Origin of the sequence: Anabaenopsis arnoldii, assembly GCF_028331025.1 — a bacterium.
Taxonomy (GTDB): Bacteria; Cyanobacteriota; Cyanobacteriia; order Cyanobacteriales; family Nostocaceae; genus Anabaenopsis; species Anabaenopsis arnoldii.
Genome location: NZ_JAQMUH010000182.1, coordinates 1 through 12,867, shown reverse-complemented (window position 1 = coordinate 12,867; position 12,867 = coordinate 1). Strand labels below are relative to the sequence as shown.

The following is a 12,867-nucleotide window of genomic DNA, read 5'->3' as shown; positions in this document are numbered from 1 at the left end:
GGAAGATTTTATCCGGACAATGGTCTTTTAAGGGGCTATTTTTCTTACTAAGAATACAGACTTTGTACTGTTTTTCTCCCTTGTCACCTAGTCCACCTTGTCCACCTTGTCTTGTCCTTGTCAGGGGAGGGGACTGGATTTGATTGTTTTTTGTCTGTTCCTTAAGATAAAAATTACCCGTGGAAAACTTATCAAACATCCTCTAAATATATTGTGAAATATTAAATTACCGGGTGACAAAAAGAAGATTAATTTTCCTTGTCTCGGTTCAATCCCCTACTAAAAGCAGGATTAAATGAATGCTGTTTCACCTATGGACAGAACTCATGAGTATAGGCGTGTAGTTATCAAGGGAGATTATTGTTAATACTTCGTAGCTATCTCTTATGGTAGAAGGAATACTACATGGGAATTAATAAATTATTGGTAACCCTTTTGATAATTTTCAGTATGAACATAATTGCTTGGATCATTCTGGGTTTGATTGCTGGGGCTATTGGTAAAGCTATTTATCCTGGTCGTCAGGGTGGCGGAATCATTGCAACTATGATCTTGGGTATTGTCGGTGCTTTAATCGGGGGAACTATTGCTACTCTGTTAGAGACAGGAAGATTACAAATTACTGCTGCGACTCTGAGTATTCCTGGTCTAATTGTCGCTATTATTGGGGCAATAATTGCCATCTTTTTATGGGATTTGCTCACGGGTAGAACCAGTCATTAGTTAGCAACATAGCAATGATAGTTATGAGATGCAAGTTAATAGGAGGAAATATTAAATACTCCACTTTTTTTATCAAGAGTGGAGTCACAAAAAAAATACGAATAAATCTGGAGATAACCTTGATTAACTTGTGATTTGCTCTAAACCTTTACCTTGGCTTTTGACCAGACACCAGTTTCATCTTCATCAAACTGTTCATGAACAGCTTCCCAAGCGGCTTGTTCAGAGATTAACTCGTCACCGGTCTGCTCCAAAACGGCATTATAGCGAGTCATGAATGTTCCTTGAGCTGCTTGGGAAAGATGAGAGCGAACTTCCAAAGACAAGTCATCTGGACTGTTACATGGGCCAGAACAGGGATGAGTCAATGTTTTATCAGTTGTGTGAATTTCTTCACCACCAGAACTTTCGATCAGTAATTGAAATTCCCCCAGGCGATCGCTTGGCACTTCTGCCATTAATATAAACTGGCCAGCTTGTAAGCGTGTTTGATAAACTGTGGCTTTGTCTTCAGACATCCCCCAAGCTGTTAAGGCTGACACTAGTCCAGCGCCGGCGCTACCTGCGATCGCTCCACTAGCAGCACCTAGCAACAACGCACCTATCGGACCTGCGGCTACAATTGGGCCCACAAAGGGAACGAACAGTACGCCCACACCAGTTAGTAAGCTGAGAAACGAGCCAAACAATGAACCAAAAATAGCTCCTGTTCTCAAGCCTCCTAGAATTACATCTTTCTTAGTAATAAAACCAGAAATTCGCGTTTCTGATTGGAAATCTTTGCCCATGACCGAAATATTATCTCTAGGTACACCCCTATCTAGTAAGCGTCGAATCACCTGATCAATTTGCTTTTGTTCTTTGAATACAGCTGATATGGTACGTTCTGCTTGATAAAGTTCTGGCACTTAAATACTCCTGAAAACTTATTTTGGCAATACTAGGAAGGTTGACTTCTATACACCCACAGGGGTTTTAGTTTCTGCTTCTGGTTGTGCACCGCTGGGTTCTAAGGCTTGTCCCTCAATGAATGAACGCAGCATCCAAGCCATCTGTTCATGCTCTTCCATGAGTCCAGTTAAAAAGTCAGCAGTTCCCTCATCATGAAACTGTTGACTACACTGATCCACATGGTCGCGCAAATTACGAATTAGCTGCTCATGATCTTCTACCAATCGGGCTACCATCTCTGTTGCTAAGGGTAAATCACCGCTATGTTCTTTGAGGGTAGCAATCTTGAGAAATTCGGCCATTGTACCCACTGGGAAACCGCCCAAAGCCCGAATCCGTTCTGCTAAAGCATCAATGTTTTCAGTCAATTTCTCATACTGTTCTTCCCAAAGTTCATGCAAACTACGGAACTGAGGCCCTACAACATCCCAATGGTACTTTTTGGTTTTTACTATCAGAACGTAGGAATCTGCTAAGTCTTGATTCAACAGATTCATCACACCCTGACGTTGTTCTTTTGTCAAACCAATATTAATTATACGCATTGCTTTCCATCCCTAAGCTAACCTATGTATAAATTTTCCGATATATAGATATAATCAACATCAACCAGGGGGAAGATCATTTCCGCATCATTAATTACCACCTATGGTGAGATTTATTTGTATCTCTTAATAGAGAATTATTTATTTTTTAACCTGTTGCTAGTTGATTCTTAATCAAAGTCCAATATTTTAATAGCAGGCTAACCTAATCATTACTGCCCAAAATTGTTAATGTAACTAGCAATACTTGGGAGGTTTTGTAGTCGGTAATGGGATTGACAGCTTCCAAAAGTCATGAGGTGTCAATCTAGTCAAATCCCTATGGTTTGTTGATTAACCAAGACCGTGAGTTAGCAAACCTCAATACCAACTGGAAATTTCCAGCCGGGAAAACATCGCTTATGCTTTCCCCTGATCCCTTAATGACAGCACTTATAATCAACCACGTAATCCTATGTCAGAGTCCAACAACCCGAAAGTTACACTTATAGGTTTTGCTTCTCTTCCTGCTGATACTTTTGCCGATGGTCCATCATCAGGTAGTGCTATTACTGGTAATACCAATGGTAGAGTCATACCCTTTGAGCGCCAGCCCATACAGGGATTTAGTTCAGTCCAGAGAGCCGATGCTGATTCCTTCTGGTTAATGTCTGATAATGGTTTTGGTAGTAAGGCTAATAGCCCTGATTATTTACTGCGAATTTATCGCGCTACCCCCAACTTCCGCACCGACGCCGGGGGTGATGCAACTGTTAATGTGTTGGGTTTTGTACAACTATCTGACCCTGACAATCAGATTCCTTTCGCAATTGTTAACGAAAACACGAGCGATCGCCTGTTAACTGGTGCTGATTTCGACCTGGAATCCTTGGTAGTTGCAGCTGATGGGACTTTCTGGATTGGAGAAGAATTTGGTCCTTATCTCCTGCACTTTGATAGCACGGGTAAGCTATTACAGGCCCCCATTCCTACACCGAATTACGTCAGTTTAAATACTCTCGATGGTAAACCACCCATTGTGATTGGACATCGAGGAGCTAGCGGAGAACTACCAGAGCATACTCTAGGAGCCTATAAACTAGCCGTTGAACGGGGCGCTGATTTTGTTGAGCCTGATTTGGTTTCTACCAAGGACGGTGTATTAATCGCACGTCATGAGCCGAATCTGATCGCCACCACTGATGTGGCCTCCCGTCCAGAATTTAGCGATCGGCGGACTACCAAAATAGTTGATGGTGTTGCGGAAGAAGGTTTCTTTGCTTCTGACTTCACCCTAGCAGAAATCAAAACTTTACGGGCGATTATGCCCCAGGGCTACCGTACTCAAGTATTTAATGGTATCTATGAAATTCCGACTTTTGAGGAAATCATTGAGTTAGTTCAGCAGATAGAAGCTGATACAGGTAAGAAAATAGGTATTTATCCGGAAACCAAACATCCCACTTTCCACAATGACCAGGGTCTGTCCCTGGAAGAACCTTTATTAGCAACTCTAGAACAAACTGGTTTCACCGACCCCTCACGGATTTACATCCAATCCTTTGAAGTTGGTAACCTGAAAAAGCTGAGTCAACTAACGGATATTCCCCTAGTTCAGTTATTAGATGCAGGGGGTGTTAACTTAGATGGTTCATTAAGTGAAATTCAACCCTACGACTTTGTAGTGAGTGGCGACCCGCGCACCTATGGTGACCTGCGGACAGCAGCAGGACTAGAAGAAATCGCCACCTACGCCTCTGGTATTGGCCCGTGGAAACGGATGATTATCTCTGTTCAAGGGGTGGATTCCAATGGTGACGGTCTAGCGGATGATGTCAATGGTGATGGTGTAGTCAATGATGGTGATAAAACGACTACCTCACCTACAAGTCTGGTGCAAGATGCCCATGCTGCGGGCTTGGTGGTACATCCTTATACCTTCCGTAACGAAGGGAGGTTTCTAGCGGCAAATTATAACGGTAATCCAGCCCAGGAATATATAGATTTCATCCAGTTAGGCATTGATGGTTACTTTACAGACTTTCCGGGTACGGGTAACCAAGTCCGCGACCAATTAACTGGAGCGTTGGTTATTTCTCCTGATAACCCCAGTCTGTTACCTCCTGAATTTGCTACTTTAGACGGTACTGCACCTTTGGTGATTGGTCACCGGGGAGCTAGTGGTTTACGTCCGGAACACACTCTAGAAGCATATAAACTGGCGATCGCTGATGGTGCTGATTTCATTGAACCTGATTTAGTACCAACTAAAGATGGCCATTTAATAGCCCGTCATGAAAACGCCTTAGCACTTCTTAATGAAGATGGTTCAGTGAATAGAACTGTCACCAGCACGGATGTCAACGACCGTCCAGAGTTTGGTGATCGCCTGACTACTAAAACCATAGATGGCCGGACATATAGGGGTTGGTTTAGTGAAGATTTTACCCTAGAAGAAATCAAAACCCTCAATTCCATCGAGCGGTTACCGGATTTACGGGGAACTAGCTTTGATAATGATGGGTTAAAGGTTCCTACCCTGAAAGAAATTATCGACTTGGTGAAGCAAGTAGAAGTAGAAACAGGTCGTAAAATTGGCATTTATCCGGAAACCAAGCATCCGACTTTCTTTGCCACCGAAGGTACTTTGTTAGATGGTGCAACACCCATCAATACCAGCTTGGGTCAGGTACTAATTGACACTTTAGTAGAGGAAAACTTTACAGATCCTTCACGGATATTTATTCAGTCTTTTGAGGTAGGTAATCTCAAGGAATTGAAAGAGTCGATTATGCCGGCGGCTGGCGTTGATATCCCATTGGTACAATTGCTCGGTGGTGCTAATGGTCAACCCTATGATTTCGTGGTCAGTGGTGACGCTCGCACCTACGGTGATTTGACTCGCCCTGAAGAATTAGCTGAGATTGCTACTTACGCCGCTGGTATTGGTCCTAACAAGCGCCTGATTGTACCTAGTGTAGGTGGTCAACTCCAACCACCCACTACCTTAGTACAAGATGCCCACGCTGTGGGGTTAGTTCTACACCCCTACACTTTCCGCGATGAAGATGTTTTTCTGGCTGCGGAGTACAATGGTGACCCCAAACTAGAATATCAACAGTTCCTCGATTTGGGCGTTGATGGTTTCTTTAGCGATTTCCCCGGAACTAATAGCTTAGTTGTACAACAATCCCTGGGTGAACCGGTGTTCTCCAATCTGGCTCGGTCTCGGGGATTTGAAGGTATGGCTATCAGTCCAGACAAGAAAACCATCTATCCGATGCTGGAGGGTACTGTTTTAGGTGACCCTGCTAATTCTCTGCGGATTTATAGATTTGATGCCCAATCCCAGGAATTTCAGGGTCTGGTAGGCTACTACCCCATGGCACAACCTAACCATGCGATCGGTGCTATAACGGTGGTGAATGACAATGAATTTCTGGTGATTGAACGGGACAACGGTCAAGGGACAACGGCCCAGTTTAAGAAGGTATTCAAGGTGGATTTCTCCCAAATTGATGCTAATGGTTTTGTGTCTAAGGAGGAAATCGTTGATTTACTCAATATCAGTGACCCCAATGATTTGAATGGAGATGCTGACACTACATTTACCTTCCCCTTCGTGACTATTGAGGCTGTGCTGGTGATTGATGAAAATACACTACTGCTGACTAACGATAATAATTATCCGTTTTCAGTGGGTAGACCACCGGCTATAGATAACAATGAAATCATTCTCTTACGTTTGGAAGAGCCGCTAAATTTGCCCAGTCCTGGGGTGGTTATGGGTACAGCCAATAATGATGACCTCATCCTGAACACTAATCAATCTGGAGTCACAGTCTTTACCGGCAATGGTGATGATACGGTGGAAGCTAGTTTGACATCAAATGTAACTGTTAATTCTGCTGGGGGTGATGATGTGATCTCCGTGGGCGGTAACAGCTATGCAAGTGGTGGTGAGGGAGATGACACCCTATATCTAGGGTCTCAGGGACCTGCTGGTGGTACTGTGCTTGATGGTAGTCAGGGTAATGACACTCTGATGGTGATTGAAGCGGCCACTGAGCCTAATATTCTCCTGGGAGCGGCTGACCATGACACCCTACAAGTAGTGGAAGGACGGGGACAGATGCTCTTTGGCGGTTCTGGTCGGGATGTGCTGCGTTCTAGCCCGGATGGTCAGAACCGTCTCTATGGTGGTTCTGGTAATGATGAGTTATATTCCACTGTGGGCGATCGCCTGTTTGGTGGTGATGGTAATGATAGCCTCTACGCAGGTGAAGGGGGTAATAACTTACTCTGGGGCGGTGAAGGCGCAGATAACTTCTGGCTGGTGGTTGCTGGTTCTTTACCCAGTGCAACCAATGTAGTCAAGGACTTTGAGGTGGGAGTAGACCGCATCGGTATGGGGGGCATTACTTCTAACCAAGTAAATCTCCTAGGTCGGATGGGAAATACCCTGATTCAAGTTGGCGGTGTTGATGTGGCACTAATAGAAGGTATCAGCCCAACTCAGCTTGACTTGAGCAATACTCAGCAATTCCTCTTCATCTAACAAACATCGGTTGTCATCCCCTCCCTATCTGTGGTGAATACTACGGAAGGGATGGGGGTAAACCGGCCCAATGATTAAGTATGGCTATCAGCTTCTATGGGCAAACTATTGATCTTATGTGTTGGGGATTTGCCAAATCATGCGGATTCAGGTTATAACGACATGAGTATTCTTGCAAATTCTAATTAAATAAATACCGTATGAATACCATCACCAGCAGCATCCAGATCTCGTAAATATTTGGTGGATTTATCTATGCTTATTTACTTGTGTTCAAGTCAGAAAGTATGCTATATGTGCCTCATACATCATAATAGCCAAAGAATAGCTGTAATCAATCCGCTATGGTTCACCCTGAGTCCTTAGCTAAACACACCTAATATAGGCGTGACATCTGGGCTGCTGTGTCTACCTAAGTGGAACCAATGAGTACGTAGTCAAGATTTGTTCATTGTTCTTTTGAAGACTATTGTTTATAAAGTGATATGACAGCAGTGATACAATCGGAAAACCTGTGGCAACAAACTACCAGTGACCTCAGTAATTTTTCCACAGCAGAAATTTTGCAATTGCTCGAAGAATACCAATTGCTACCAGCTTTAATCAAAGAAATGGTGATTGACCAGGCCATAGCCGACATTGACTGTACGCCAGAAGAAGAGAAAAGTGCTGGGGAACAATTGGCCCTTCAATATCAACTCACTTCTGAGGAACTACGTCAGAGTTGGCTAGAACAAAATAATTTGAGTGATGAGAAATTTAGGGCCATAGCCATTCGCCAATTCAAACTGGAAAAATTTAAACAAATTACCTGGGGAGGGGATTTAGATGCTTATTTTTTCCAACGCAAATCTCAATTAGATCGGGTGATTTATTCCCTAATCCGGACTAATGATATTGGTGTGGCTCAGGAAATCTACTTCCGCATTCAAGCAGGAGAACAAACTTTTGGCGAGTTGGCACGAGAATATTCTCAAGGACCAGAAGCACAGACCAATGGCTTAGTCGGGCCTGTAGAGTTACAATCCATCCATCCTATCTTAGCGAAAATATTGGCTAGTACCCAACCACAACAGCTATTACCTCCTACTCAATTAGAGAACTGGATAGTCATTGTGCGCTTAGAAAAATTACTGCCATCTCAGTTAGACCCCACAGTACGACAAAGGCTGTTGAATGAACGTTTTCAAGCTTGGTTAAAGGCTAAAATTGCCGATCATAATCATTCAAACACTTAAAAACTACTTGCCATATTGGTAAGACATAGTTATAACTATTCAACTACCAGGAAATTATCAATCAACGTCACCAGCTATTATAAGAATGACTTATACTAAGAGTACCTTTCAAGAATTTATTGCTAGTCTGGAAGGCTTTGAGCAATTACCAACTGCAGTAATTGCTGGGCTATCGGAAAAACTACAAGTTTGGCGCCAACGTACGGGGCGGAAAATTATTAGCCAAGAGAAACTCCCCGAACAAGTGACAATTCTGTTTGAGGGACAAATACGCTTATTAGGATACGATCCGCAAACCCAAATCCCCACTACCCTGAAATTGCTGCAACCAGGGTCAATTCTGGGGGAAATCAGCTTGTTACGAGAAGTAGCCTGTGAAACAGCGATCGCATCTACTGAAGTCATCTGTTTAAGCGTGAGTGCGGCGGACTACTTACAGCTTCTTGGTGCTTACCCAGAATTTGCCAATGTCCGGTTAAACAAAAGCCATTTGGCAGAAGTTTTTGATGTTTTGAGTCCGCAGATCAAACAGCAAGCCAGGACAGTTCCCAACCTGCGAGAAATTACTGAGCAAGCCTTAGCAAATGTCCAAATAAATTACCTTAGTCCCGGTAAAAATCGCCACCACCAACTGGATAGAGAAAAAATCTGGTTTGTCAGTGGCGGTGGGACAGTCACCAACTCTCCCCCTGGATCTCGCTTAGAAGTGAGTGACTCCATTGAAGTCAAAGGAAAAATTCCTGCACGGTTAATTGGGTTTTCGCCGGCGGATTTATCGTTTTTAGATACTCATTTAGAGACTCATGAAGTGAGAGTTGATAACCATGAGCATACTAAAGGAATCGTCACCGTTGACTTAGATATTCGCAACATACCTGGAGAACAAATTAGCCAGTCTCAACCATCCCCACAACAGAAAGGTCAACAAAAACGTCAAAATTACCCATTTTTTCGAGGTAAGGGGGAATTAGATACAGTTCTTGCTTGCTTACAAATGCTCTCGAAACACCTAAAAATGCCCTTTCGCCGGGAGGTGCTTCGTCGCATCTTAAATGAGCAAATCAAACGCCAAGGTAGTATATCCTTTCCAGCTTGTGCTTATGTAGGAGAATTAGTCGGACTCAAGTCCCAGTTAGTAGACCTACCTATTGCGGCAATTGAGCGTATTCCTACACCAGCCATAATTCAGTATGATGGCAGTTATGCTGTTTTATATGAAACAGGACCTAATAGTATTGTTGTAGGTGTTCCCTCCCAAGGAATTGTCCGCAGCAAAACCGCAGAATTTGTAGCCAAATTAAGCGTTGATGAAAACAACTTACCTCCCCAGGTGAGAGTTTTATTGGTAGCTACTACCAAAGAAACACCGCAAGAGCGCTTTGGTATCCAATGGTTTATTCCTTATCTTTCCAAGCATCGGCGAGTTCTCATAGAGGTTTTTATTGCTTCGTTTTTTGTCCAACTAGCCCAGCTAGCTAACCCCCTGGTCATTCAGTTAATTATCGATAAAGTTATAGTTCAAAATAGCATTGGTACCCTAAATGTTTTAGGGATTTTGCTTTTAGTGGTGGGTGTGTTTGAAGCCTTACTGACCACATTAAGAACTTATCTATTTGTCGATACAACCAACCGCATTGATATGAGTTTGGGGTCGCAAATTATCGATCACTTGCTGCGGTTACCCCTGCGTTATTTTGAACGCCGACCTGTAGGTGAACTAGCCACCCGCATCAATGAATTAGAAAATATTCGTCAGTTTCTCACTGGTACTGCTTTAACGGTAGTATTAGATGCGGTATTTTCGATAATTTATATTATCGTGATGCTGTTTTATAGTTGGCAGCTCACCTTAGTAGGTTTGGGGACAGTTCCTATATTTGTGATCCTCACCTTAATTGCTTCCCCCACCATTAGCAAACAGTTACGTACCAAGGCTGAACGCAACGCCCACACTCAATCCTATTTAGTTGAGGTAATGTCGGGTATTCAAACGGTAAAAGCGCAAAATATTGAATTGCAATCGCGTTTTTCCTGGCAAGAACGTTATGCTCGGTATGTAGCCGCCGGGTTTAAAACCGTGATCACTTCCACCCTGGCTAATTCTACTAGTAGTTTTCTGAATAAACTTAGTAGCTTGCTAGTCTTGTGGATGGGTTCTTATTTAGTACTCCAAGGACAACTAACTTTAGGTGAGTTAATCGCCTTTAGGATTATATCAGGTTACGTAACTAGCCCCATATTACGTTTAGCGCAACTCTGGCAAAGCTTCCAAGAAACTGCTTTATCTCTAGAACGGTTAAGCGATATTGTCGATACACCAGAAGAAGCCGAAGCAGACCGCCAAAACATTCCCTTACCTGAAATATCAGGAAATGTGACCTTTGACAATGTTTCCTTCCGGTTTCAAACCAGCGGACCGCTACAACTTTCTAATGTCAGCCTTAATATTCCATCGGGTAAATTTATTGGTATTGTTGGGCAGAGTGGTTCTGGTAAAAGTACCATGATGAAGTTACTGCTGAGACTATATGAGGTGGAGTCTGGCAGAATCTTGGTTGATGGTTACGATATTTCTAAAGTGGAACTGTATTCTCTGCGGCGACAGGTGGGTGTAGTTCCCCAAGAAACACTCTTATTTGATGGTACGGTCTTGGAAAATATTTCCCTGACGAATCCTGATTCTACCACCGACGAAATCATTGAGGCTGCTCGCATTGCGGCGGCTCACGATTTTATTATGTCCTTACCCAACGGCTACAACACAAGGGTAGGGGAGCGCGGTGCTGGACTTTCGGGGGGACAACGACAAAGAATTGCGATCGCTCGTTCTATTTTACAACGACCAAAACTATTAGTTTTAGACGAAGCCACCAGCGCTCTGGACTATCCCACAGAGCGACAAGTTTGTCTAAATTTAGCTCGAGCATACAAAGATAATACGGTATTCTTTATCACCCACCGTCTCAATACTGTCAGCCATGCAGATATGATTGTCGTCATGGATAATGGCAGGGTTATAGAACAGGGAAGCCATCAAGAATTAATGGCTGCTAAAGGTAATTATTTTCATCTTTACCAACAACAAGAAGTTAATTCTTAAATGCCTTCAAAACTTGACCCCCAATAAAATAACACAAATAACATCATCATGATTCAACTTAATGGCAATGGTAACGGTAAGAAAAAAACCGGATTAAATCCCGACTCAGAGGTACTTACATCTCCGGTAAAAGTTCCTAGTCGGCCTGTAGCAAATCCTAACTATGTTAATTTTGATCAAGCAGTTTTGTTGCGCCAGTCGCCAATTTTGTCACGCACAATTATGCTGTCGTTGATATTGTTAGCTTGTTTTGGAATTACTTGGGCTTATTTCGCCAAGATTGAGCAAGTAGTCCCTGCTACAGGTCAACTCAAGCCGGAGGGGAGTATCAAAGAAGTGCAAGCCCCTGTGAATGGGGTGGTAAAATCGGTTCATGTCAAAGATGGGGAAAAAGTCAACCCTGGAGACTTGCTGCTAACTTTTGAAACTGTGGCTACTGTTGCTGAATTAGATTCATTAAATAACGTTCGCCAAGCCTTAATTGAGGAAAACGAAATTTATCGTCGCTTAATGGCAAATAGTTATACAACAGCATCAGAATTGGAGTTTATCCGGGCTAAGTTACCAGCAAATGCCGAATTTCTGTTAAAAAGTAGGACAGCCTTAGTTAATGAAAATGAGTTGTTACGTGCTGAATTGAGTAACTTGAATACAGTCGCAGGTTTAGGAGTTGATGAACAGCAACGTTTACAATTTGCTCAAAAAGAATTTGATTCTCGCTCGGCCGCAGCACAGTTGGAAGTAGAGAAAACGAGAAAAGAAATGGCTCAAATACGAGTGAGAAAGAGTGATACTGAATCTAGCTTGGCTATCCAGCAACAGATTTTAGATAAAATTAAAATATTAGCAGAAGAAGGTGGTATCTCTCAGCTACAGTATCTCAATCAGCAACAACAGGTACAACGTCTCACCGCTGAAATAGACCAATTAGAGCAGGAGTTACAACGTCTACAGTTTACCATTGAGCAAGGACAGGAACAACTCAAAAATACTGTAGCTGCATCCGGTAAAAGTGTTTTAGAAAAAATAGCTGATAATAAAAAACGTATTGCCGAAATCGATAGCCAATTCATGAGAATTTTGCTAAGTAATGAACAAAGATTGGCAGATGTAAATAGTAGACTTTCTCAAGTTAAGTTAAATTTTGAATATCAAGAACTTCGCGCTCCTGTGGGGGGAACAATTTTTGACTTACAAGCAAAAACCCCTGGTTTTGTAGCAAATGCTAGTCAAACCTTGCTGCAAATTGTGCCTGATGATAACTTTCTGGCTGAGGTATTTATCACCAATAGAGATATTGGTTTCGTCCGGGAAGGAATGAAGACTGATGTGAGAATTGAGTCATTTCCTTTCAGTCAGTTTGGGGACATTAAAGGACAAGTTATTAGTATAGGCTCTGATGCATTACCACCAGACGAAATATATCAATTTTATAGATTCCCCGCTACAATTAGTTTAGATAAACAATATTTAGATGCTCATGGTAGAAAGATATCCTTGCAGTCGGGTATGTCAATCTCCGCTAATATTAGGGTTCGTGAAGACCGTACAGTCATGAATCTATTTACTGAAATGTTTAATAAACAATTTGATAGTTTGAAAGAGGTACGTTAATTTTTTCAGTAGGGTGGGTTAGAGGATGTTTGTCAAGTCATGATTAGTGTATCGAATATTATTTGACCCCTCCCTCTCCTTACAAGGGTAGGTTTTTAATATGATCTGTGAAGGCAAGACCACCGAAGACAAGGAAGGAAAGTGGACAAGGAAGATTTT

The 12,867-nt window shown here is 42.6% G+C and carries 8 protein-coding genes; 5 read left to right on the top strand and 3 right to left on the bottom strand.

Features of this window, described 5'->3' with window-relative positions; all coding sequences use genetic code 11:
• On the bottom strand, nucleotides 1–199 hold a 199-nt coding region (locus PN457_RS15895), incomplete at its 3' end, for a hypothetical protein (protein ID WP_271734378.1).
• A gap of 251 nt (nucleotides 200–450) precedes the next feature.
• Here PN457_RS15895 and PN457_RS15890 point away from each other — a divergent pair.
• Complete coding sequence (locus PN457_RS15890) at nucleotides 451–723, top strand: GlsB/YeaQ/YmgE family stress response membrane protein (RefSeq protein ID WP_271734377.1); 273 nt, start codon at nucleotides 451–453, stop codon at nucleotides 721–723.
• Nucleotides 724–863: 140 nt separating this feature from the next.
• On the opposite strand, the gene PN457_RS15885 is transcribed toward PN457_RS15890, so the two are convergent.
• A complete protein-coding gene (locus PN457_RS15885) occupies nucleotides 864–1,631 on the bottom strand; it encodes a ChaB family protein (protein WP_271734376.1) in 768 nt (255 codons plus the stop codon).
• Between the two features lie 48 nt (nucleotides 1,632–1,679).
• Nucleotides 1,680–2,219: a Dps family protein gene (locus PN457_RS15880; protein ID WP_271734374.1), complete on the bottom strand. Its 540-nt coding sequence runs from the start codon at nucleotides 2,217–2,219 to the stop codon at nucleotides 1,680–1,682.
• Between the two features lie 487 nt (nucleotides 2,220–2,706).
• Between PN457_RS15880 and PN457_RS15875 the strand changes: the two genes are divergently transcribed.
• The 4 genes from PN457_RS15875 to PN457_RS15860 all read left to right on the top strand — a co-directional run bounded on the left by PN457_RS15875 (nucleotide 2,707) and on the right by PN457_RS15860 (nucleotide 12,708).
• Entirely contained in the window at nucleotides 2,707–6,756 is a 4,050-nt protein-coding gene (locus PN457_RS15875; protein WP_271734379.1) for a glycerophosphodiester phosphodiesterase family protein, read from the top strand.
• 485 nt (nucleotides 6,757–7,241) lie between these two features.
• Complete coding sequence (locus tag PN457_RS15870) at nucleotides 7,242–7,994, top strand: peptidylprolyl isomerase (protein ID WP_271734373.1); 753 nt, start codon at nucleotides 7,242–7,244, stop codon at nucleotides 7,992–7,994.
• Between the two features lie 85 nt (nucleotides 7,995–8,079).
• Nucleotides 8,080–11,094, top strand: coding sequence for a peptidase domain-containing ABC transporter (locus PN457_RS15865; RefSeq protein ID WP_271734371.1), 3,015 nt, complete (start codon nucleotides 8,080–8,082; stop codon nucleotides 11,092–11,094).
• 48 nt (nucleotides 11,095–11,142) lie between these two features.
• Nucleotides 11,143–12,708 carry a biotin/lipoyl-containing protein gene (locus tag PN457_RS15860; protein WP_271734370.1) on the top strand — a complete coding sequence of 522 codons (1,566 nt, stop codon included), beginning with the start codon at nucleotides 11,143–11,145 and terminating at the stop codon, nucleotides 12,706–12,708.
• The last annotated feature ends 159 nt before the right edge of the window (nucleotides 12,709–12,867 follow it).

Bases quoted from the DNA above. Each gene is read 5' to 3' on its own strand.
- PN457_RS15890 (WP_271734377.1), top strand. From the start codon at position 451: ATGAACATAATTGCTTGGATCATTCTGGGTTTGATTGCTGGGGCTATT.
- PN457_RS15880 (WP_271734374.1), bottom strand. From the start codon at position 2,219: ATGCGTATAATTAATATTGGTTTGACAAAAGAACAACGTCAGGGTGTG.
- PN457_RS15870 (WP_271734373.1), top strand. From the start codon at position 7,242: ATGACAGCAGTGATACAATCGGAAAACCTGTGGCAACAAACTACCAGT.
- PN457_RS15865 (WP_271734371.1), top strand. From the start codon at position 8,080: ATGACTTATACTAAGAGTACCTTTCAAGAATTTATTGCTAGTCTGGAA.
- PN457_RS15860 (WP_271734370.1), top strand. From the start codon at position 11,143: ATGATTCAACTTAATGGCAATGGTAACGGTAAGAAAAAAACCGGATTA.